Annotated in this window: 23 protein-coding genes; 4 read left to right on the top strand and 19 right to left on the bottom strand. The window is 63.2% G+C overall.

The genetic code is table 11. From position 1 onward, the window contains the following. Window positions 1-27 precede the first annotated feature (27 nt). The 6 genes from ACE3RX_RS14270 to rpoE are packed head-to-tail and all read right to left on the bottom strand — an operon-like array spanning window position 28 to window position 4,262. Window positions 28-279, bottom strand: a complete 252-nt coding sequence (locus ACE3RX_RS14270) for a glutaredoxin family protein (RefSeq protein WP_374484943.1) — start codon at window positions 277-279, stop codon at window positions 28-30. Next, entirely contained in the window at window positions 269-1,702 is a 1,434-nt protein-coding gene (locus ACE3RX_RS14265) for a DegQ family serine endoprotease (RefSeq protein WP_374484939.1), read from the bottom strand. Before ACE3RX_RS14265 ends, ACE3RX_RS14270 begins: the two co-directional genes overlap by 11 nt. After that, window positions 1,699-2,154 carry a SoxR reducing system RseC family protein gene (locus tag ACE3RX_RS14260; RefSeq protein ID WP_374484935.1) on the bottom strand — a complete coding sequence of 152 codons (456 nt, stop codon included), beginning with the start codon at window positions 2,152-2,154 and terminating at the stop codon, window positions 1,699-1,701. Before ACE3RX_RS14260 ends, ACE3RX_RS14265 begins: the two co-directional genes overlap by 4 nt. Continuing rightward, entirely contained in the window at window positions 2,154-3,119 is a 966-nt protein-coding gene (locus tag ACE3RX_RS14255) for a MucB/RseB C-terminal domain-containing protein (protein ID WP_374484931.1), read from the bottom strand. Before ACE3RX_RS14255 ends, ACE3RX_RS14260 begins: the two co-directional genes overlap by 1 nt. Beyond that, on the bottom strand, window positions 3,116-3,658 hold the full coding sequence (locus ACE3RX_RS14250) for a sigma-E factor negative regulatory protein (protein ID WP_374484929.1): 543 nt from the start codon (window positions 3,656-3,658) through the stop codon (window positions 3,116-3,118). Before ACE3RX_RS14250 ends, ACE3RX_RS14255 begins: the two co-directional genes overlap by 4 nt. Before the next feature lie 4 nt (window positions 3,659-3,662). Further along, complete coding sequence (gene rpoE / locus ACE3RX_RS14245) at window positions 3,663-4,262, bottom strand: RNA polymerase sigma factor RpoE (RefSeq protein ID WP_079435684.1); 600 nt, start codon at window positions 4,260-4,262, stop codon at window positions 3,663-3,665. A gap of 207 nt (window positions 4,263-4,469) precedes the next feature. On the opposite strand from rpoE, the gene nadB reads away from it, so the two are divergent. Next, window positions 4,470-6,083 (top strand): L-aspartate oxidase, encoded by a 1,614-nt coding sequence (gene nadB, locus ACE3RX_RS14240; RefSeq protein ID WP_374484924.1) that lies wholly within the window; start codon window positions 4,470-4,472, stop codon window positions 6,081-6,083. On the opposite strand, the gene ACE3RX_RS14235 is transcribed toward nadB, so the two are convergent. From ACE3RX_RS14235 to ACE3RX_RS14195, 9 genes are all read right to left on the bottom strand, one after another. Further along, on the bottom strand, window positions 6,080-6,514 hold the full coding sequence (locus ACE3RX_RS14235; RefSeq protein ID WP_374484920.1) for a protein YgfX: 435 nt from the start codon (window positions 6,512-6,514) through the stop codon (window positions 6,080-6,082). The genes nadB and ACE3RX_RS14235 overlap by 4 nt on opposite strands. Window positions 6,515-6,544: 30 nt before the next feature. Next, window positions 6,545-7,780, bottom strand: coding sequence for a beta-ketoacyl-ACP synthase II (fabF, locus tag ACE3RX_RS14230; protein WP_374484916.1), 1,236 nt, complete (start codon window positions 7,778-7,780; stop codon window positions 6,545-6,547). A 16-nt stretch (window positions 7,781-7,796) separates the two neighbouring features. Beyond that, window positions 7,797-8,036: an acyl carrier protein gene (gene acpP / locus ACE3RX_RS14225; protein WP_079435598.1), complete on the bottom strand. Its 240-nt coding sequence runs from the start codon at window positions 8,034-8,036 to the stop codon at window positions 7,797-7,799. Between the two features lie 87 nt (window positions 8,037-8,123). Then, a complete protein-coding gene (gene fabG / locus ACE3RX_RS14220; RefSeq protein ID WP_374484913.1) occupies window positions 8,124-8,873 on the bottom strand; it encodes a 3-oxoacyl-ACP reductase FabG in 750 nt (249 codons plus the stop codon). After that, on the bottom strand, window positions 8,870-9,805 hold the full coding sequence (gene fabD / locus ACE3RX_RS14215; protein ID WP_374484909.1) for an ACP S-malonyltransferase: 936 nt from the start codon (window positions 9,803-9,805) through the stop codon (window positions 8,870-8,872). Before fabD ends, fabG begins: the two co-directional genes overlap by 4 nt. Window positions 9,806-9,847: 42 nt before the next feature. Next, entirely contained in the window at window positions 9,848-10,813 is a 966-nt protein-coding gene (locus ACE3RX_RS14210; RefSeq protein ID WP_374484907.1) for a beta-ketoacyl-ACP synthase III, read from the bottom strand. Further along, window positions 10,810-11,823 (bottom strand): phosphate acyltransferase PlsX, encoded by a 1,014-nt coding sequence (gene plsX, locus ACE3RX_RS14205; protein ID WP_374484905.1) that lies wholly within the window; start codon window positions 11,821-11,823, stop codon window positions 10,810-10,812. The genes ACE3RX_RS14210 and plsX overlap by 4 nt, the downstream gene beginning before the upstream one ends. A 78-nt stretch (window positions 11,824-11,901) precedes the next feature. Continuing rightward, the gene (rpmF, locus tag ACE3RX_RS14200; RefSeq protein ID WP_079435603.1) at window positions 11,902-12,081 is read right to left on the bottom strand and encodes a 50S ribosomal protein L32; all 180 of its coding nucleotides are present in this window, start codon (window positions 12,079-12,081) and stop codon (window positions 11,902-11,904) included. A 21-nt stretch (window positions 12,082-12,102) separates the two neighbouring features. Then, window positions 12,103-12,579, bottom strand: a complete 477-nt coding sequence (locus ACE3RX_RS14195) for a DUF177 domain-containing protein (RefSeq protein ID WP_374484903.1) — start codon at window positions 12,577-12,579, stop codon at window positions 12,103-12,105. A 105-nt stretch (window positions 12,580-12,684) separates the two neighbouring features. Here ACE3RX_RS14195 and ACE3RX_RS14190 point away from each other — a divergent pair, with 105 nt between their 5' ends. Both ACE3RX_RS14190 and ACE3RX_RS14185 read left to right on the top strand, forming a co-directional pair. Next, window positions 12,685-13,260 carry a nucleoside triphosphate pyrophosphatase gene (locus tag ACE3RX_RS14190; protein WP_374484901.1) on the top strand — a complete coding sequence of 192 codons (576 nt, stop codon included), beginning with the start codon at window positions 12,685-12,687 and terminating at the stop codon, window positions 13,258-13,260. A 3-nt stretch (window positions 13,261-13,263) separates the two neighbouring features. Beyond that, window positions 13,264-13,977, top strand: a complete 714-nt coding sequence (locus ACE3RX_RS14185; RefSeq protein ID WP_374484899.1) for an SAM-dependent methyltransferase — start codon at window positions 13,264-13,266, stop codon at window positions 13,975-13,977. A gap of 6 nt (window positions 13,978-13,983) precedes the next feature. Here the strand turns inward: ACE3RX_RS14185 and ACE3RX_RS14180 are convergent, their stop codons facing one another. Genes ACE3RX_RS14180 through ACE3RX_RS14165 form a run of 4 tightly spaced genes read right to left on the bottom strand, consistent with a single transcriptional unit; the run spans window position 13,984 to window position 16,858 of the window. Then, window positions 13,984-14,925 carry a S49 family peptidase gene (locus tag ACE3RX_RS14180; RefSeq protein ID WP_374484897.1) on the bottom strand — a complete coding sequence of 314 codons (942 nt, stop codon included), beginning with the start codon at window positions 14,923-14,925 and terminating at the stop codon, window positions 13,984-13,986. After that, a complete protein-coding gene (locus tag ACE3RX_RS14175; RefSeq protein ID WP_374484895.1) occupies window positions 14,906-15,274 on the bottom strand; it encodes a Rieske (2Fe-2S) protein in 369 nt (122 codons plus the stop codon). Before ACE3RX_RS14175 ends, ACE3RX_RS14180 begins: the two co-directional genes overlap by 20 nt. Next, a complete protein-coding gene (locus ACE3RX_RS14170) occupies window positions 15,253-15,909 on the bottom strand; it encodes an HAD-IA family hydrolase (protein WP_374484891.1) in 657 nt (218 codons plus the stop codon). The genes ACE3RX_RS14175 and ACE3RX_RS14170 overlap by 22 nt, the downstream gene beginning before the upstream one ends. Next, window positions 15,902-16,858, bottom strand: coding sequence for an RluA family pseudouridine synthase (locus tag ACE3RX_RS14165; protein WP_374484886.1), 957 nt, complete (start codon window positions 16,856-16,858; stop codon window positions 15,902-15,904). The genes ACE3RX_RS14170 and ACE3RX_RS14165 overlap by 8 nt, the downstream gene beginning before the upstream one ends. A 541-nt stretch (window positions 16,859-17,399) precedes the next feature. On the opposite strand from ACE3RX_RS14165, the gene ACE3RX_RS14160 reads away from it, so the two are divergent. Then, entirely contained in the window at window positions 17,400-20,450 is a 3,051-nt protein-coding gene (locus ACE3RX_RS14160; RefSeq protein ID WP_374484881.1) for an Rne/Rng family ribonuclease, read from the top strand. The last annotated feature ends 4 nt before the right edge of the window (window positions 20,451-20,454 follow it).

Raw genomic sequence — 20,454 nt, 5'->3', positions numbered from 1 at the left:
TTTGTTTGCCTGGCAAAGACTTGGATTCTAACCGATACGCCGGAAATGAGCACGGACCGCCGCTTCATCGAGGAAGTAATGGCACAGCTCTACATCACCCGCGAGTACCACCGGCACTTTTTCGCTCCAGATTTCCTCCAGTTCCGGAAAGGCGTCCACGTCTATCACCTCGATGACGAAACCCAGTTCCTGCTGCAAGGGCTGCAGCGCATCCAGCAGGTCGTGGCACAAGTGGCACCACTCCCGGCTCAAGACAGTCAGCTTGTATTCAGCGCTCAATCGTTCGTACCGGCACGAAGGTCTGGAATTCACCGCGCAGGACCAGCAGGGTCACGGTCTGCCCGGGCTCCAGGGTCGCGACGACCTTGTTGAAATGATCCACGGAGCGGATGTCGGTACGCCCCCCCTTCACCACCAGCGCCAGGATCGCATCACCGGACTGGATCTCGGAGGCACGCGCCGATGCGCTACGCAGCACGTCAACGATCACCCCGCCGCCACCGAAGCGCGCATCCCGCTTTTGCTCGGCGCTGGGCTCGACGACAAGGATGCCCAGCCGGTTCGGCGAGCTATCCGGCCTGGCAACCTTGGCCACCACCTTGCGTACCTTGTCGTCGGGCAACTCCGCCACCACCACGGACAGATCGCGGGTCGCCCCCTTGCGCCACACCTGCAGAGGAACCCTGCTACCCGGCCGGGTACTGCCGACAGCGCGCGGCAGATCACCGGAAACGCCTATCGTCCGGGTATCGAAGCGCAGGATGATGTCGCCCTGCTCGATCCCCGCCTTCTCTGCCGGACTGCCTTTTTCGACGGAACTCACCAGCGCACCCACCGGCTTGGCGAGCCCGAAGCTGTCCGCCAGCTCGCGGGAGACTTCCTGGATCACCACGCCAACGCGACCGCGCTGAACCCGGCCGTTGCTGCGCAGCTGGCTCTGCACCTCCATCGCCACATCGATGGGGATTGCAAAGGACAAGCCCATGAATCCCCCGGTACGGCTGTAGATCTGGGAATTCATGCCGACGACTTCGCCCTTCATGTTGAACAGCGGCCCCCCCGAATTACCCGGATTGATCGCTACGTCGGTCTGGATAAAGGGAACGAAGTTCTCCTGCGGCAGCGAACGCCCCTTGGCACTGACGATCCCGGCCGTGACCGAATTCTCGAAACCGAAGGGAGATCCAATCGCCACGACCCAGTCCCCGACCCTCAGTCTGGCGGGGTCACCGAGGGTCACCTTGGGCAGGCCGCTGGCCTCGATCTTAAGCAGAGCGACGTCGCTGCGCGGGTCGGCGCCCATTAGGCGGGCCCGGAACTCACGCTTATCGGTAAGCTTGACGATAATTTCGTCGGCACCCTCGACGACATGGGCATTGGTCAACACATAGCCGTCCACGGATACGATGAAGCCAGACCCGAGGGAGCGGTTGTCCGGCTCGATTCTCGGAGCCCCCGGGTGGCGGGGTATGAAACGCCGGAAGAAGTCGAACATCGGATCGTCATCATCGATGTTCGGCACCGGCCCCTTGCCTTGGCGTACCGCCTGGGTGGTGCTGATGTTAACGACCGCCATACCCTGGCGCTCGGCCAGCTCGGCGAAATCCGGCAGTTCCCTGGCCAGCACATGGCCCGACACGCCCCCAGACAACAGGCAGCCTGCCACCAGCAAAGCCCGGCAATACCGAATCACACCCTTCATTGCCCGCACACTCCAGCACCTTCCTCAGCCCCGCGCACCAGACGCATGGGCAACTCCTGCTGCAACCCTCGACTACGCTTGCGCCCCCATATGGCAGCCACCAGCCCGCCCGCCAAAGCCCCCCCGGCGGCCAGCAGATCACGCCCCCCATCCCAGGCCAACGCAGCACCGGCAACGGCACCCGCGATGACACCCAGCACCGGCCAACCATAAGCACACAAGGCGGCCTGCAACGGAACGCGATCATCGATGACGACGCCGACTGACTCTCCGGCGCGCGCCTCGATGTCGTTAATCACCCTTACACTCCGGCTGATCGGAGCAAGGGGACGTGCGAGATTGACGCCGCCACACCCCCCGGGCTCATGACAGCGCCCACACCCTTGGGCCACCGACACATCCACCCATGCATAGCCGGCATCCAGCCGCTGGACGACGCCATTAACCCGCATCAGCGCTTCCGCATCTCCACCCCATCGGCGATACGCACCAGTGCCTGCTGCGGCACTTCACCCAGCACCGTTATGAGGTGATCGGACACCGTACGACGGAAAATATTGAATGCCCCGGAGGAGCTCATGCCGCTCTGGAGGGTGTTCTTGGCCGGCATAGGCTCAATGAACACCGAGATCGCTGCCAGGCCATCCGAAAACACCACATGGTAGGCCTCTCCACGCTCCTTGCGCCCCTGGCGGGCCACCGACACAACCTGACGGAAGCCGGGGATGGAGTTCTTGAAGACCCAGCCAGTATCCTCGACCTTCACATCGCTGCCACGGGCATTGACCACTTTCCAGTCGCTCGAACGCACGAAGCGAGGCTTGACCTTGTCCTTGTCGAAAGGTGCACCGACCTGAACTTCGGTGAAGGCAAACTGTTCGATATTCTCCCCCTTCTCACCGACCAGACGCGCCCGCAGCAACAGTCCAGAGCCCACATCGGCCCAGAATTGGTGACCGAAGCGCATGTCGTCCTTGGGCTCAAGGATGATCTGCTGACTCTCCATGCCGACAATGCGGACCACCTCGCCCTTGCGGATGCGATAGTGCTCGGCGAGGGCACTCGGCGACTGGGGCAAACGTGCCGGGAAGCTGCGACGCGCCGTAGACTGATCGACGATCAGAAGCTTCTGGTCGGGCAGGAAGCACTGCACCTCCTCATTGTTGCGCACCACTTCGCGCGGACTACCGTCGAGGGCTTCCAGCTTCTCGTATTCACCGCTTCCATCCACCAGGTGGGCAATCCGCGACGTCTCGACGTTCTTGCCGCTCTGATAGGTGAAGGTGCCGGTGTAGTTCAGCTTGTGGGCCGCGTTGGAAATTCGTGCAAGCCAGCTGAGCGGATCTGTCGGAACGTCGGCCAAGGCGGCGCCACTCCACGCCCCCAGTGCCACCAGGCAACAGAAAAAATGCTTCATCGCTGGTTGGCCACCTGACTGTCCGAGACGGTACGCACGTACAGGGCCACGCCCGGCATGGCCGCAGACGGAGCCATGGCCTGATGGGCGAACAGGTATTCACGCTCCGAGGTATCGCTGTTCGCCACCAGCTTGGCCGGCGCCCGCGTCTGGTCCAGCGCCACCGCGGCAACCGGAGCCTTGTTGGTTCGGGCGATCTGCAACGCCTCCGGACCGGACCCATTGAGCGCCATCGCGACCCAGCCGACCGCCGCCACTCCCATCACCGATGCGGCGATCGGCATGACGTGGCGGACCCAGCCGCCACCGATCTCTCGCTTGGGTGGCGCCAATACGGTCGGTTCGTCATCCAGGCACAGCATCACATTACGGGTAAAGTCCGACGACAGAACCTGCTCATCCCGCAGCAAATCCCCGATCAGGCAATAGTTCTCCCACTCCCGACGCAGTGCACCGTCCCGTTTCAGGGAATCGAACATCCGCGCCGTCGCGTGCTCGTCGAGCGCGCCGTCGAGCAGGGCAGAAACCTTTTCTTTCATCGTCTTACCACCTTTTGTTCGGAGCCGTATCGAGCAACGGCTTGAGCTTTTCAGAAATTGCTTCCCGCGCGCGGAAGATCCGCGAACGGACCGTGCCGATCGGGCACTCCATGATCGTGGCGATCTCCTCGTAACTCAGACCTTCGATCTCGCGCAGGACTATCGCCGTTCTCAATTCTTCGGGCAAAGCCTCCATCGCCACATTGACGGTATCGCCAATCTGTTTGGTCATCAGGAGGCGTTCCGGCGTATTGATATCTCGAAGCTGATCCCCCTCCTCGAAAGTCTCGGCTTCCTCGGAATCGAAGTCGGTCGTCGTGGGCGCGCGCCGCCCCTGCGACACGAGGAAATTCTTGGCAGTGTTGATCCCGATACGATAAAGCCAGGTGTAAAAAGCGCTGTCCCCCCGAAACGACGGCAAGGCACGATAAGCCTTGATGAACGTCTCCTGGGCGACATCCTCCACTTCGGCTGGATCTCGGATCAATCTCGACAACAGGCGGGCGAGCTTGCGCTGATACTTGGAAACAAGCAGCCCAAAGGCCTGCTTGTCGCCACGCTGCACACGCTCGACCAGCTGCTGGTCAATTTCGCGATCGCTCATGGTCGGGAAACAAATATCTTCGTAGTCGTGACCCGGAGGGTCACCGGCCTGGAAGTATATCCCGAGAGCCGCCAAAACCTGGCCAAAGTACCTCCTAGACCCTGCCGCGTCCGTATAGTTCAGTCGTCCCCAGGGTTGTTTTGCGACGAACTGCACGTGCTATAGTCGGCCCTTCGCAAAACAGCCCCCTGCGGCAATCCCCCCGAAGTGACCGCATTTGACGTGCTCATCCTGGGCAGTGGCCTGGCCGGACAATCCCTGGCCCTGCGCCTGGCAGACAAACTCAAGATCGCCCTCGTTACCAAACGCTCCCTCGAAGACAGCGCCAGCGCCTGGGCCCAGGGCGGCATTGCCGCAGTTCTTGATCCCACCGACGACACCGAAGCCCATGTGTCCGACACCCACACTGCCGGTGCAGGCCTGTGCTCCGACAGCGCTACGCGCTTCGTCGTCGAGAACGGCCCCCGTGCAATCCGCTGGCTGATCGATCATGGCGTCCCCTTCACCGCCGACCCCGACTCGTCAGTCGGCTACCACCTGACCCGCGAAGGCGGCCACAGCCATCGGCGCATCATCCATGCCGCCGACGCGACCGGCGCAGCGGTGCAGGCCACCCTGACCGAACAGGTCCGTCGCCACCCGAACATCACGATCCTCGAACAGCACATCGCCATCGACCTGATTACCGGCACCAAGGTCGGACGCACGAACGAAGGCTGCCTCGGTGCATATGTGCTCGATATTGCGAAGGACGAGATGCGCACCATTGCCGCCCGTCACACGGTGCTCGCCACCGGCGGCACCGGCAAGGTCTATCTGTATACGACCAACCCCGACACCGCCACCGGCGACGGCGTAGCGATGGCCTGGCGCGCGGGCTGCCGCGTCGCCAACATGGAATTCATCCAGTTCCATCCGACCTGTCTCTATCACCCGCAGGCTAAATCCTTCCTGATCTCCGAAGCCGTGCGCGGCGAGGGCGGCGTGCTGCGCCGCCCGGATGGCAGCCGCTTCATGCAGGACCACGACCCGCGCCTGGAACTCGCCCCACGGGACGTCGTCGCGCGCGCCATCGACTTCGAGATGAAGAAGCACGGCCTGGACTGCGTCTTCCTCGACATCAGTCACAAACCGGCCGAGTTCCTGCAGAGCCACTTTCCGAACATTATGGCCCGCTGCCTGGAACTGGGCATCGACATCACCCGCCAACCAATCCCGGTCGTGCCGGCGGCGCATTACTCGTGCGGCGGCATCGTCACAGATCTGCATGCCCGCACCGACGTAAAGGGGCTCTATGCGATCGGCGAGAGTGCCTGCACGGGCCTGCACGGCGCCAATCGTCTGGCCAGCAACTCGCTGCTCGAATGCCTGGTCTTCAGCGAATCCGCCGCCGCCGACATTCTCGCGAATCCACGCCCGCTGCCCGACAACTTGCCCCAGTGGGACGAGAGCCGCGTGACCGACGCCGACGAGACGATCGTGATCTCCCACAACTGGGACGAACTTCGTCGCTTCATGTGGGACTACGTAGGCATCGTACGCACCAACAAGCGCCTCGAGCGCGCCCAGCACCGCATCCGCCTGCTGGCTAGGGAAATTGACGAGTACTACAGCAATTTCCGCGTCTCAAACGACCTGATCGAGTTGCGTAACCTGGTGGTCACCGCCGAGTTGATCGTTCGCAGCGCCCTCAAGCGCAAGGAAAGCCGTGGCCTGCACTTCAGCCGCGACTATCCCGGGACGCTACCGAAGGCCCGCGACACAATTCTTCGTCCACCGCGTAAACGAAGCTTCGTGCGCGCACCGCTACCGAGAGACTAAGGCGATCCCTGCGGGCCCCCCAGACGCATCCGGGCCCGCAGACGCAGCCACACCTGCAGTTCCCTCCAGGCATGTGGCGCGAGCTGGTCGCGCATTAGCAACAACACCCCCGTCTCCGCCTCGCCGTCCATCCGCCAAACCAACCAGACCGCCGGATAACTCACAACACTAGACGGCAGCGGCAAGAGCCTACGCTCAGCCGCCCCACCCGGATCGACGAGCACTTTGCCATCCGCCTGCAAGCCCAGGCGACAGAACTGCTGACGAGAACGGCGCCAGCAATGCCACGCCGAGCCGACCAGCATCAGCAAGCCCGCGGCGCTGAAAGCCCCTGCGCCAAACCCGAGCAGAAACGAAAAAGCCGCCGCAAGATGCAGCGCCACAAGGAGCATGGCGAGCAGCCGCGACGGCCTGAGTTCAATGACAGTCATGGACGCGCGGACTTCCGTGCGCCCATTCGGTCAGATCTTGCGGAACACCAGGGTACCGTTGGTACCCCCGAATCCGAAGTTGTTCTTCATCGCCACGTCGATCTTCATCGGGCGGGCAACGTTCGCGCAATAATCCAGATCGCACTCCGGATCCTGCTCGAAGATGTTGATCGTCGGCGGCGAGACCTGGTGATAGACAGCCAGGGTCGTCAGTACCGACTCGAGACCGCCGGCACCGCCAAGCAAGTGGCCAGTCATCGACTTGGTGGAGTTCACCACCAACCCCTTGGCGACATCGGCACCGAAAGCCAGCTTGATGGCTTCGGTTTCGTTCTTGTCACCCAGCGGCGTGGAAGTGCCGTGCGCGTTGAGGTACTGCACTTCATCCGGGTTCACGCCGGCGTTCTTCAGCGCATTGACCATGCTACGACGGGGACCGTCGGTGTCCGGCGCAGTCATGTGGTAAGCATCGCCGCTCATGCCGAAACCGGCCAACTCGGCGTAGATGCGAGCACCACGCTTGACCGCATGCTCGTACTCTTCGAGAACCAGCACACCAGCGCCCTCGCCCAGCACGAAGCCGTCGCGATCCTTGTCCCAAGGACGGCTCGCCGTAGCGGGGTCGTCATTGCGAGTGGACAAGGCCTTGGCGGAAGCAAAACCACCAACCGCCAGCGGCGTCACGGTGGACTCGGCACCACCACACACCATCACGTCGGCGTCGCCGTATTCGATCATCCGGGCACTGGTGCCGATCGCGTGCAGGCCGGTGGTACAGGCCGTGACGACAGCAATGTTCGGCCCCTTCAGACCAAACATGATCGACAGGTTGCCCGAGATCATGTTGATGATCGTGCCGGGAATGAAGAACGGCGAAATCTTGCGGGGACCGCCGGCGAGGAAGTCGTTGTGCGTATCCTCGATCATCGGCAAACCGCCGATGCCCGAACCGATGTTGACACCGATTCGGTCGGCGTTCTCTTCGGTCACCTCGATGCCCGAATCACGGAAAGCCTGGATGCCCGCGGCAAGGCCGTAGTGGATGAAACCATCCATACGACGCGCTTCCTTCGGCGAAAGATAGGCACCGATGTCGAAGCCCTTCACTTCACCGGCGATTTTTGCCGAGAAGTTCGTGGTATCGAAACGGGTGATCTCACCGATGCCGGAACGGCCATTCAGGATGGCCTCCCAGGCTTCAGACACGGTATTGCCGACCGGCGAAATAACGCCAAGGCCGGTGACGACGACTCTGCGACGGGTCAAGGCAGGCTCCGGAAACTTACTTCTTCAGGTGGGCGGTGACGTAGTCGATCGCTTGCTGAACGCTGGTGATCTTCTCGGCTTCTTCGTCGGGGATCTCGCACTCGAACTCTTCTTCCAGAGCCATCACCAGCTCGACGGTGTCGAGGGAGTCAGCGCCCAGATCGTCCACGAAGGAGGATTCGTTCTTGATTTCGGACTCGTTAACACCGAGTTGTTCGGCAACGATTTTCTTGACGCGCTGTTCGATATTTTCCATGTGTTTACTCCTTCCCTGATTACGGGTGTGAATTCAAAAACCTTCGCATTCTACCAAAAACATGCCCCCCCGCCAGCGCGGCGAGGATCAGGCCATGTACATGCCGCCATTGACGTGCAGGGTCGCTCCCGTCACGTAGGATGCCGCCGGCGAGGCCAGGAAGCCTACCACCGAAGCGATCTCCTCAGGCTTGCCAAGGCGCCCCAGGGCGATCTTGCCCTGCAGTGCTTCGCGCTGCGCCTCCGGCAACTCCTTGGTCATATCGGTGTCGATGAAGCCCGGCGCCACGCAGTTGACCGTGATGTTGCGGCTACCGAGTTCCTGAGCCAGCGCCCGCGTCATACCAGCCACGCCCGCCTTGGCGGCAGCATAGTTGGCCTGCCCCGGGTTGCCGGAACTGCCGACTACCGAAGTGATGTTGATAATCCGGCCCGTGCGCGCCTTCATCATGCCGCGCATGACAAGCTTGGACATGCGGAAGACGGCCTTCAGATTGGTGTCGATCACCGCATCCCACTCGCCGTCCTTCATACGCATGGCCAAGTTGTCGCGGGTAATACCAGCGTTATTGACCAGCACAGCCACTGCACCGAAGTCCTTCTCGATGGCGCCCAACGCCGCTTCACAGGCCTCGGCATTGGTCACGTCAAGCGCGAGGCCGCGACCGGCGATACCAGCCGCTTCGAGACCGGCCTGAATGTCCGCCGCACCAGCTTCGGACGTGGCCGTGCCGATGACGGTAGCGCCCATGCGCCCGAGTTCAAGCGCAATGGCCCGTCCAATACCACGGGACGCGCCAGTCACCAGCGCGACTTGTCCCTGCAAAACCTGAGTCATACCGCCCCCGTCGTCTTCAGAACTTCTTCCAGGCTGGCCGCATCGGCGATCGCGCCGCCCTGCAGGCCACCTTCAATACGCTTGGTCATGCCGGCCAGCACCTTGCCGGGGCCGCACTCGAACACATGCGTCGAACCGCGACGGGCGATTTCGCGCACCGTCTCGATCCAGCGCACCGGGGAATAGGCTTGACGCACCAGTGCATCCTTGATGCGCTCGGGCTGATCCTCGACGGCCACGTCCACGTTGTTGAGCACAGGAATGGAAGGCACTTTCAGCTCGATTTCCGCCAGGCGCACGGCGAGACGCTCAGCCGCCGGCTTCATCAGCGCACAGTGGAAAGGTGCGCTCACCGGCAGCAGCACGGCGCGCTTTGCACCGCGAGCCTTGGCCACGGTAATGGCACGCTCGACAGCAGCCTTGGAACCCGCGATAACGATCTGCCCCGGAGAATTCAGATTAGCGGCGGACACCACCTCACCCTGGGCCGCTTCCGCACAGGCCTCGACGGCAGCATCCTCTTCCAGGCCGAGCAGCGCAGCCATCGCACCTTCACCCTGGGGAACCGCCTCTTGCATGGCCTGGGCGCGCAGACGCACCAGCCGGACCGCCTCGGTCAGCTCTAGGGAACCTGCCGCAACCAACGCAGAATATTCACCAAGGCTGTGGCCGGCGACCAGGGCCGGGACAGCACCACCTCGGGCGATCCATTCGCGATACACCGCCACGCCGGCAGTCAGCATCAGCGGCTGGGTGTTGACGGTCTGCGCCAGCACTTCGGCCGGGCCTTCCAGCACCATCTGCCACAGATCCTCGCCGAGCGCGTCGGACGCCTCAGCAAAAGCCTGGCGAATCACGGCGGACTCACCGTAGGCACTCATCATGCCCACGGACTGGGAGCCCTGCCCCGGAAACACAAACGCAAAATTCATGATCCCTACCCTGTATGGTGACTGGTTCTTGTTGCTTGTTCTTTAAAACTCGAGCAGCACGGCGCCCCACGTGAAGCCGCCGCCCACCCCTTCAAGGAGCAGGCGCTGCCCGCGCTGGATACGGCCGTCACGGACAGCATGGTCCAGCGCCAGCGGAATGGATGCCGCCGACGTGTTGCCATGCTGCGCCACCGTCGCAATAACCCTCTCCATCGGCAAGCCGAGGCGCTTACCCGTCGCCTGCATGATGCGGATGTTGGCCTGATGGGGAATCAGCCAATCGACCGCGTCGAGCGGCATGCCGGCTTGCTCGGTAACTTCACGCGCAACTTCGCTCAGCACCTTGACCGCAAACTTGAAGACCGCCTGACCATCCATGCGCAGGAAAGGATCACCAGTCACGCTGCCGCGATTGACCTGCCCAGGCACGCACAGGATGGGGTTGTGGCTGCCGTCTGCATGTAGCGCAGTAGCCAGGATGCCTGGCTTGTCAGAGGCTTCGAGCACGACCGCGCCTGCGCCATCGCCGAACAGCACGCAGGTGCCGCGATCGTTCCAGTCGAGGATGCGCGAGAAGACCTCGGCCCCAACAACCAGCGCGCGCTTGTTGCTGCCCGAACGGATGAATTTCTCAGCGGTGGCCAGCGCATAGGTGAAGCCCGTACACACAGCCTGCAGGTCGAAAGCCGCCCCGCCGTTGGCAATGCCGAGACGGGCCTGCAGTAGCGCAGCAGTACTCGGAAAAATGTAATCAGGCGTCGAGGTCGCGACGATGATCAGATCGATATCGGCCGGCTGACAGCCCGCCGCCTCGATCGCACGAATACTGGCCTCGTACGCCAGCTGACTGGCTGTAACATCCGGCTCGGCCAGATGGCGTGCGCGGATGCCCGTACGCTCGGCAATCCACTCGTCCGACGTATCGATGCCACTGGCCACCAGATCGTCGTTGGTAACAGGGTTGCCGGGCAGAAAACTCCCGGTGCCAGCCACTCGTGCATAAATCATGCAGCGGACCTTTCACGTTCCATTCGTTCGCTGATACGTTCGATGAGGCGATTGCGGGCAGCCTCGGCTGCCCGCCGAACCGCCTGCTCAAAGGCAAATCCATCGGCAGCGCCGTGACTCTTGACGACCACGCCACGCAAGCCCAGCAAAGCGGCACCGTTGTAGCGCCGGGGATCGAGCTTGCGCTTGAACCCCTTAAGGGCCGACATCGCAAAGATGGCCGCCAGTTTAGTCAACCAGTTACGCGAAAACTGCTCTCGCAGGAAGGTGGCCATCATCTGGGCCAGCCCCTCGGAAGTCTTCAGCGCCACGTTGCCGACGAAACCATCGCAGACGACCACATCCACAGTGCCTTTGTAGATGTCATTGCCTTCCACGTTGCCGTAGAAGTTAAGCCCGCTTTCTCGAAGCAATTCGGCAGCCTGCTTGACGACCTCGTTGCCCTTTATTTCTTCTTCGCCGATGTTCAACAAGCCGACACTTGGCCGCTCGTTGTGCTCGACGGCCGCCACCAGCATCGCCCCCATGATGCCGAACTGCAGCAAATGCTCAGGCGAACAGTCCACATTGGCGCCCAGATCAAGCACATGGGTCTGCCCGCGCAGCGTCGGCAGCGTACTGCAGATCGCAGGACGGTCGATTCCGGGAAGGGTTTTCAGGACAAAACGGGAAATCGCCATCAGTGCGCCGGTATTGCCGGCAGACACCGCCGCCTGGGCTTCCCCGTCCTTGACGAGGTTCACCGCGACGCGCATCGACGAATCCTTCTTATTGCGCATGGCAAGCGCAGGCGACTCATCCATACCAACCACCTCGGTGGCGCGATGGATGCGCAGACGCTCTCCGAACTCGGCCAGGGCCGTCCCGAGATGGGGCTCGATGGCCTCCGGGCGCCCAACCAGGATGACCCGGGTGTCGCGATCTTCCCGCAGAAAATGCAGGGAAGCCGGCACGGTCACCGAGGGGCCGTGATCGCCCCCCATGCAGTCAATAGCCAGGGTGACAGTCATTCGGCGCAAACAGAGAGAAGCATGTATGAAAACGGCGCGAGCGCCCAGAGGCGTCGCGCCGCTCGCGGACCAGGGAAATTACTCGCCCTTGGCCTTGGCAACCTTCTTGCCACGGTAGACGCCGGACGGCGACACATGGTGACGCAGGTGCACTTCGCCGGTGGTCGGCTCGACCGCCAGCGGAGGGGCAACCAGGAAATCGTGGGAACGATGCATACCGCGCTTGGACGGGGACTTTTTGTTCTGTTGAACAGCCATGAAACACTCCTTGAGGAATACTTAAACCTTGCCGCGCAACTGGCGCAGAACGGCGAAGGGCGAAATTTCTTCATTGCCGTCGGCTTTCACCGGCGGTTCGCAATTTTCGTGGCGCGGCACCAAGGGCAAGGCGAGGAGCACCTCATCTTCCACCAAGGCCAGCAGGTCGGTCTGAGGCTCCACCTCAAGGGCGTCAACCTCGTCGTTCTCCAGCTCATCCTCCGGCAATTCCTCACCGGCACGAAGCAGCAGAAGACGATTCCGCACACTGCAGGGCCACACCAAAGCCTCAAGACAGCGCTGACACTGCAACACCAGGTCACCCTGGACCCGCAGGTCGACGTAGAGCTTGCCTTCGTCGTCACACTCACCTTGAAACTCGAACGTAACAGTGCCGACCGGCTCCAGCAGCGAATCGATCAAACGACCAAGACTCTTTACCGGTACCGTTCTTTGCACGCTACGCCCGTCTCTGGCCAGCGCCCGCAGGTCGATCACGAAGCTTTCTTGCGACATAAGCGGGGCATGATATTATTTTCGGCTCCCCGTGTCAAAACCCTGCTCGATCGCGCCTAGCCCGCCTGCGGCAGGCCTTCAGTTACGATGAAACTCGTTCTCGCATCCACCTCGGCCTACCGCCGCGAACTCCTGCAGCGCTTCGACCTGCCCTTCGACGTTGCCCGCCCGGACATCGACGAAACCCCGCTCCCCGGCGAAGCTCCGCAAGCCACAGCCGAACGGCTTGCTGTAGAAAAGGCCCGCGCAGTCGCTGCGGAGTTTCCGGACGCGCTGATAATCGGCAGCGACCAGGTCGCTTATATGGGCGAGGCCCGCTTCGGCAAGCCCGGCTCCATTGAGCGGGCGATTGCCCAGCTCAAGTCGATGAGTGGCCGCACGGTAGTCTTCCACACCGCCCTTGCCCTCCTCAATACGCGCAGCGGTCACGTGCAAGTGGATGCCGTACCGACCGAGGTCCGCTTCCGCCAACTGAGCGACGATGAGATCGTGCGCTATGTAAACAAGGAGCGCCCCCTCGACTGCGCAGGCAGCGCCAAATCGGAAGGGCTCGGTATCGCGCTCCTCGATGCCCTCAGTGGCGACGACCCCAACGCCCTAGTCGGCCTTCCGCTGATCGCACTGGCCCGCATGCTGCGCAACGAAGGCATTGCACTTCCCTGAATCATGAGCAGCGGCATCCTCTACCTGATTCCGGTCAGCCTCGGCCCAGCACCCACCGGGCTGACCACCCCGACCGACGTCGCCACCCGTGCGCGCAGCCTGAGCTATTTCGTCGTCGAAAACGCCAAGACGGCCCGCGCGGAACTGAAGCGCCTCGAGCACCCGCAACCGCTGCGCGATCTCGACATCCGCGAATTGCCGGAAAAACCCTCCGCCACCGACCTGGACGCCCTGCTCGCCCCGCTACTCGCTGGCAGCGATGCCGGCCTGATGTCCGAAGCCGGCTGCCCTGCGGTTGCCGACCCAGGCGCCCTGCTGGTCCGCCGTGCGCACGAACTGGGCATCCGCGTCGCGCCGCTGGTCGGCCCATCCTCCCTGCTGCTGGCTCTGATGGGCTCCGGGCTCAACGGCCAGAGCTTCGCCTTCCACGGCTACCTGCCAGTGGACGAAGAAGCCCGCAACCGACGCATCCGCGAACTGGAGGCCGAATCGGCACGCTTTTCCCGCACTCAGCTGTTCATCGAGACCCCGTATCGCAACGAGCGGATGTTCGAAGCCCTGCGTAGCGTCTGCAAGGCCGATACCCGCCTATGCGTCGCTCGCGACCTGACGCTCGACAGTGAGTGGATCCACACCCGCCCGGTCGCCGAATGGAAGAAGGTTTCCGCGCCAGAACTAGCCAAGCGGCCGACCGTTTTCCTGATCCTGGCCACCTGACGGCGGTCAGCGCACCGTCGTTTTGCCCAGCGTATTCATCAGGCTTTCGGCCATATCAGTGCCGAAGCGCTCCGCAAAACGCTCGGCCAGCCCGGGCTTCTGCGTGAAGTCGCGAACGTTCTCTGCCTTGACCACATCCCGCGCCACCGACTCGACGGTGCCAAAGCCATCAGCCAGACCAAGCTGAACACTCTTGGCGCCGGTCCACATCAGACCGGTAAACATTTCCGGGGTCTCCTTCAGGCGCGTACCGCGCCCTTTTCGCACCGCAGCAATGAACTGGCTGTGAATGTCACCCAGCATGGCCTTAGCGTGCTCCAACTGTTTAGGGTTCTGCGGTGAATACGGATCCAAGAACCCCTTATTCTCACCAGCCGTCAGCAGACGACGCTCGACGCCCAGTTTGTCCATCAGCCCGGCAAAGCCGAAGCCATCCATCAGCACGCCGATCGAGCCGACGATGCTTGCCTTATCCACAAAAATCCGGTCCGCCGCCACCGCCACGTAATAGCCGCCCGACGCGCAGACATCCTCAACCACCGCGTACACGGGCACCTGCGGATGCAGCGCACGCAGCCGCGCGATCTCGTCATTGATGATGCCCGCCTGCACCGGACTGCCACCTGGACTATTGATACGCAGCACCACCCCCTGCGTACCACCATCGTCAAAGGCCGACTGCAGCGCCGCCACCACCCGCTCGGCGCTCGCCTCACCCTTCGGCGCAATCACGCCGTCGACGCTCACCAGCGCAGTGAAGCGCCCGCCATCGAGCGGCTCCGCGGCACCGAAGTCGCCCAGGATCCACATCGCGAGCCCCACGTAGAACAGGGCGACCAGCTTGAAGAACACCCCCCAGCGCCGCCGCCGCTTCTGCTCCGCCAGCCCCTCCAGCGCCAGCTTTTCCAGCACCCGGCGCTCCCAATGCTCAGACCTGTTCTCGTCCATCGCTATTCGTCACAAGAAATACCATTCCGTCGCGCTCTTCGACGGACAGCGCCAACAAGCGCTTGCCCCGACACGGCCCCGCCACGCAGCGGCCGCTTTCCGGTTCATAGAGGGCGCCGTGAGTCGCGCAGATCAGGTAAAGACGCTCATCGTCGAAAAAACGTCCGGGCATCCAGTCCAGCTCGATCGGCACATGGGCGCAGCGATTCAAGTAAGCATGCACATGCCCACGGAAACGCACGACGAAGGCCGGCTCTTCTCCCGTGACACGGGTCACGCTGAAGCGCACCCCGTCCTCACCCTCTCGGACCGCGTCCGACGGGCAGATCAAGCGTTGCGTTCCAGCCATTCCCGCAACTCCGCCGGCGTGTGCACGCAGGCCAGCGGCACCTCGGCCTGCAGCTGCTCCACCGGGTGCGCACCGAAACTCACCGCCAGCCCTGCCACCCCGGCATTCTTCGCCATCTGCAGATCGTGGGTGGTATCGCCGATCATCAGGCAGGACGCCTGCGCCACGCCCAGTTCATCCATCAGCTCATCAAGCATGGCCGGATGCGGCTTGGAGAAACACTCATCGGCACAGCGGGTCGCATGGAAATATTCACCCAGCCCAGAAAACGACAGCGCCCGCTCCAGCCCCTTGCGGCTCTTGCCGGTCGCCACCGCCAGCAAGTGGCCGCGCTCACGCAGGCCCGCAATCAGCTCGACCGTGCCATCGAACAGCGTCAGCTGATCGTCACCGGACAAGTAGTGATAGCGGTAACGCTCGACCATGCGCGGATAATCCGACTCCGCCAGCTCGGGCACGGCGTAATGCAGCGCATCGTTAAGGCCAAGGCCGATCACGTGACGGGCACGGGCATCCGACGGCACCGGCAGGCCAAGATCGGCCGCCGACGCCTGGATCGCACGCACGATGGCCGCCGCCGAATCCATCAGCGTGCCATCCCAATCAAAGACGATCAGCTCGAAACGCTTAGCCATATTCTCTCTCCTCCGTTTGCTCGACCTGCACCACATGGCGCTCCAGCTCCGGCGGCAGCGACGCCTCCAACTCGATCAACTGGTCAGTCAGCGGGTGATGAAAGGCGAGTTTCGCCGCGTGCAGGAACATCCGCTTGAAGCCCTGCTTTTCGAGTTGCTTGTTGAGGGAAAAATCCCCGTATTTGTCGTCACCGCACAAAGGGAAGCCCAAGTGGCTCAGGTGTACGCGGATCTGGTGCGTGCGGCCGGTCTTCAGCTCGACCTCGACCAGGCTGTAGTTCTGCCAGCGTTTCAGCAGCCTGACGATGCTGTGTGCCGGCTTCCCCTCGGGGTTCACGCTGACGCGGCGCTCACCGCCTTCGGTCAGGTATTTGTGCAGGGCCAGCTTTACATGCTGCATCGGATTCAGCCAGCGCCCGGCCACCAGGGTCAGATAGCGCTTGCGCACCTTGCCTTCGCGCATCATGTCGTGCAGCACGGTCAGCGCGCTGCGCTTCTTGGCGACAATCAACAGCCCCGAGGTTTCCCGGTCGAGGCGATGCACCAGTTCGAGGAACTTCGCCTCCGGTCGCTGGCGGCGCAACTGCTCGATAACGCCAAAACTGACGCCACTCCCCCCATGCACGGCCAGCCCGGCCGGCTTGTCGAGCACCAGCAGCGCATCATCCTCAAAAACGATGTCGAAGGGTTTGCCGACCGGTATCGCGGGCTCCGCCGCCTTCTCAGCCAAGCGGATTGGCGGAATACGCACTTCGTCGCCGAGTTGCAGGCGATAGGTCTGATCGACTCGCTTGCTGTTAACGCGCACCTCACCGCTACGCAGGATGCGATACACGTGACTCTTCGGCACGCCCTTGCAGACGCGCACCAGGAAATTGTCGATGCGCTGCCCAGCGCTCGCGTCATCGACGCTGACCCGCATCACGGAGGGGGCTTTACTCAAGGCCATCTTTTTGAAATATACTGGCGAGCGGTTTTCGGTTCTGATGCGGCGCACTTGCCCAAGCGTGTTGTGAAGACTTCAACACCGGCCCGTGCCACGCCGGAGCGACTCGACCTTGGTCAGCCAGGGTCACACCCGCTCCCGAAACACCGCAGGAAGGTCCATCGCCAGACAAAAAGAGGGCGATGGTACTGTATTCGACAATAAACTTGTACTTATTGCGCGTTAGCGCACACGCAGTTTGACGGCCCTGAATTCAGGGACGGTGAAGCAGTCCTGGAGAGCAGGCCCGAGGTCGCAAAGGGAAATGCCGTCGTACCCGAGAGTACGACACGGCAGAGGAGTTGCGAGACCAGTCGTGCCCACAGGCCAATCACGGTCCCCAGCGGAAAATCGCGGTTCAGGGTGCATAGACGAACCCCGCCGCCCACTTTAGTTTGATATTCCCCTCGATGAAGGATAGTCGCGACAACGCCAAACTAAGTCACCGCTGTTAAGCGGTGGCGCGGTTCGTCCTGCCCGTGTGCTGCGCGGGAGAAGAAGACGAATGAAGCGCATGCTCTTCAATGCAACGCAGGCCGAGGAACTCCGCGTTGCCATTGTCGACGGTCAGAAACTGATCGATCTCGACATTGAGTCGGCCGCCAAGGAACAACGTAAAAGCAACATCTACAAAGCCGTCATTACGCGCATCGAGCCCAGCCTCGAAGCCGCGTTCGTCGACTATGGCGCCGAGCGCCACGGCTTCCTGCCGTTCAAGGAAATCTCCCGCTCTTACTTCCAGCCTGGCGTCGAAGCCAGCCGTGCGTCCATAAAGGAAGCACTGAAGGAAGGCCAGGAGCTGATCGTCCAGGTCGAGAAGGACGAGCGTGGCAACAAGGGGGCCGCACTCACTACCTTCGTCTCCCTGGCCGGCCGCTACCTGGTGCTGATGCCCAACAACCCCCGTGGTGGCGGTGTATCCCGTCGCGTCGAGGGTGACGAGCGCGCCGAACTGCGCGACGTCATGGACCAGCTCGAAGTCCCGGGCGGCATGAGCCTGATCGCCCGCACCGCAGCCATCGGCCGTAACGCCGAAGAGCTGCAGTGGGACTTGAACTACCTGCTGCAACTGTGGCGCGCCATCGACGGCGCCGCCGAGTCCCAGGCTGGTGCTTTCCTGATCTACCAGGAAGGCAGCCTGGTGATCCGTGCGATCCGCGACTACTTCCAGCCAGACATCGGCGAAATCCTGATCGACACCGACGACGTGTACGAGCAGGCGCGCCAGTTCATGGCCCACGTGATGCCGCAGAACGTGAACCGCGTGAAGCGCTATCACGACGACGTGCCGTTGTTCTCCCGCTTCCAGATCGAACACCAGATCGAATCCGCCTACTCGCGCCAGGTCAGCCTGCCGTCCGGCGGAGCCATCGTGATCGACCACACCGAGGCGCTGGTGTCCGTGGACGTGAACTCTGGTCGCGCCACCCGCGGTGCGGACATCGAGGAAACCGCCTTCAAGACCAACTGCGAAGCCGCCGACGAAGTGGCCCGCCAGTTGCGCCTGCGCGACCTTGGCGGCCTGATCGTCATTGACTTCATCGACATGGAGTCGCAGAAGAACCAGCGCGAAGTCGAGAATCGCCTGCGCGACGCCCTGCGCTACGACCGTGCCCGCGTGCAGACCGGCAAGATCAGCCGTTTCGGCCTGCTCGAGCTGTCCCGCCAACGCCTGCGCCCGGCCCTCGCCGAGACCAGCTACATCCCCTGCCCGCGCTGTAACGGCACCGGCCACACCCGCAGCACCGAATCGTCGGCCCTGCACATCCTGCGCATCCTCGAAGAGGAAGCCATGAAGGACAACACCGGCGCCCTGCACTGCCAGGTTCCGGTGGATGTAGCGACCTTCCTGCTCAACGAGAAGCGCGACGACATCGCCAAGATCGAGCTGCGCCACAAGGTCAACCTGGTACTGATCCCCAATCGCCACCTGGAAACCCCGCAGCACGAGATCGTCCGCCTGCGCCACGACCAGCTCAACAGCGAAGACACCAGCCTGCCGAGCTATCGCATGGCCACCAAGCCGGCCGGCGAAACCTACACGCCGCCGTCGGCCAACCCCGAGCGCCCGGTGCGCCAGGAAGCTGCCGTCAAGGGCATCACCCCCGACCAGCCCGCACCGGTCGTCGAAGCCAAGGCCGCTCCGGTCGCCGCTGTGCCGGAAAGCCAGCCCGGCCTGCTGGCCCGTATCTTCGCTTTCTTCCGTGGTGAGAAGCAGCCCGAACCGGCACCGGTCGTCGCACACCCCGAAACGCCGCGCCGCGAGTCCCGTCCGCGCAATGAGCGCAACCGCCGTGACGGTCGCGACAACCGCGGCCGCCGGGATGGCCAGCGTGAAGAGCGTGGCGAACGGAGCGAGCGCCAGGAGCGCAACGACAACCGTGAGGCCCGGGAAGCGCGCGAGCCCCGCGAGCCCCGTGAAAGCGGACGCAACGCTGCCAGCGAGGCGCAGACCGAGCAACGCGAGAAGCGCCCGCGCGGTGAGCGCCAGGAGCGTGGCGAACGCCAGGAACGCGGTGAGCGCGAAGGCCGCGGTGAGCGCACTGAGCGCGGCGAACGTCGCGGCCGTAACAACCAGGCACCCAAGGCCGCGGAGGCTGAAGGCATCGTCGCCAGCGCCGAGCAGGTAACGGCCGACGCCGTGGCTGCGGTAGCCGCTCCGGTGGAAGCCGGTCCGGCTCAAGCCGAAGGCGAAGGCAACGAACGCAGCCGCCGCAGCCGCCGTGGCCGCCGTGGTGGCCGCCGCAACGAGGAGGCCAACAGCGTCGAAGCCGCCGCCCAGGGTGAACTGGCGATTGGTGAAGAGGGGCAGTCCGCTACCGAGGCGGCGGCTCCTGAAGCCGTCGCCACCAAGCCCCAGCCCGCCGTCAGCGATGCCCAGGCCGTCGAGACCACCTCGGTCGCCGAAGCCGCTCCGGTTGCGGTCGCCGCTCCGGAAGCTGAAGCCGCGCCAGTAGAGACTGCGCCTGTGGTCGAAACTGCAGCGGCAGCGCCGGCCCAGCCCATCGTCGAAGCAACGCCTGTTGCCTTGCCGGTCGCTGAAAGCCTTACCCAGCCGCAGACCAAGCCCGATCTGATCGAACAGGCCGTCGCGGCTATCGGTCAGTCGGCTGCAGAACTCGCCCCGAGCGAGCCTGCCTCCGCCCCGATCGACACCGTGGCAGCAGAAGCTGCGCCGAGCGCCGTCGTGGAAGTCGAAACCGCAGCGGCACCGATCGTAACGGCGGCCGAAGCCCAGCCCGAAACGGGCGTGGAGCTGGCCATCCCGAGCGTTGTGGCGGAACTGGAGCCGGCTCCTGTGCAAGCGGAAGCGGCTCCCGTCGAGACCGCTCAGGAAACCCGCCCAGCAACACCGATCGTGGCCGCCGCACCGGAAGCGATCGACTTGTCCGGCAGCGGCCTGGTGCTGGTGGAAACCCGCGCGGATGCCGTCAAGGCTTTCCAGACCGAGGTAGCGGTTGAAGAAGCGCCCCAGCCGGTACGCCGTCGCCGCAACCGCGTCACCACTCCGGTTGTTGACGAGCCGCTGATCCAGGTGGAAACCGGCACAAAGTAAGCCC

It is taken from the genome of Zoogloea sp., assembly GCF_041914405.1.
GTDB lineage: Bacteria > Pseudomonadota > Gammaproteobacteria > Burkholderiales > Rhodocyclaceae > Zoogloea.
This window is presented reverse-complemented; position numbering and strand designations above follow the sequence as displayed.

Coding starts and splice junctions, on each gene's coding strand:
- acpP (WP_079435598.1), bottom strand. CDS start 8,036: ATGGAAAATATCGAACAGCGCGTCAAGAAAATCGTTGCCGAACAACTC.
- fabG (WP_374484913.1), bottom strand. CDS start 8,873: ATGACTCAGGTTTTGCAGGGACAAGTCGCGCTGGTGACTGGCGCGTCC.
- ACE3RX_RS14165 (WP_374484886.1), bottom strand. CDS start 16,858: ATGGCCTTGAGTAAAGCCCCCTCCGTGATGCGGGTCAGCGTCGATGAC.
- fabD (WP_374484909.1), bottom strand. CDS start 9,805: ATGAATTTTGCGTTTGTGTTTCCGGGGCAGGGCTCCCAGTCCGTGGGC.
- plsX (WP_374484905.1), bottom strand. CDS start 11,823: ATGACTGTCACCCTGGCTATTGACTGCATGGGGGGCGATCACGGCCCC.
- rpoE (WP_079435684.1), bottom strand. CDS start 4,262: ATGAGCGATCGCGAAATTGACCAGCAGCTGGTCGAGCGTGTGCAGCGT.
- ACE3RX_RS14170 (WP_374484891.1), bottom strand. CDS start 15,909: ATGGCTAAGCGTTTCGAGCTGATCGTCTTTGATTGGGATGGCACGCTG.
- ACE3RX_RS14175 (WP_374484895.1), bottom strand. CDS start 15,274: ATGGCTGGAACGCAACGCTTGATCTGCCCGTCGGACGCGGTCCGAGAG.
- ACE3RX_RS14185 (WP_374484899.1), top strand. CDS start 13,264: ATGAGCAGCGGCATCCTCTACCTGATTCCGGTCAGCCTCGGCCCAGCA.
- ACE3RX_RS14250 (WP_374484929.1), bottom strand. CDS start 3,658: ATGAAAGAAAAGGTTTCTGCCCTGCTCGACGGCGCGCTCGACGAGCAC.
- ACE3RX_RS14255 (WP_374484931.1), bottom strand. CDS start 3,119: ATGAAGCATTTTTTCTGTTGCCTGGTGGCACTGGGGGCGTGGAGTGGC.
- ACE3RX_RS14235 (WP_374484920.1), bottom strand. CDS start 6,514: ATGACTGTCATTGAACTCAGGCCGTCGCGGCTGCTCGCCATGCTCCTT.
- ACE3RX_RS14160 (WP_374484881.1), top strand. CDS start 17,400: ATGAAGCGCATGCTCTTCAATGCAACGCAGGCCGAGGAACTCCGCGTT.
- rpmF (WP_079435603.1), bottom strand. CDS start 12,081: ATGGCTGTTCAACAGAACAAAAAGTCCCCGTCCAAGCGCGGTATGCAT.
- ACE3RX_RS14265 (WP_374484939.1), bottom strand. CDS start 1,702: ATGAAGGGTGTGATTCGGTATTGCCGGGCTTTGCTGGTGGCAGGCTGC.
- ACE3RX_RS14260 (WP_374484935.1), bottom strand. CDS start 2,154: ATGCGGGTTAATGGCGTCGTCCAGCGGCTGGATGCCGGCTATGCATGG.
- ACE3RX_RS14210 (WP_374484907.1), bottom strand. CDS start 10,813: ATGATTTATGCACGAGTGGCTGGCACCGGGAGTTTTCTGCCCGGCAAC.
- ACE3RX_RS14180 (WP_374484897.1), bottom strand. CDS start 14,925: ATGGACGAGAACAGGTCTGAGCATTGGGAGCGCCGGGTGCTGGAAAAG.
- ACE3RX_RS14190 (WP_374484901.1), top strand. CDS start 12,685: ATGAAACTCGTTCTCGCATCCACCTCGGCCTACCGCCGCGAACTCCTG.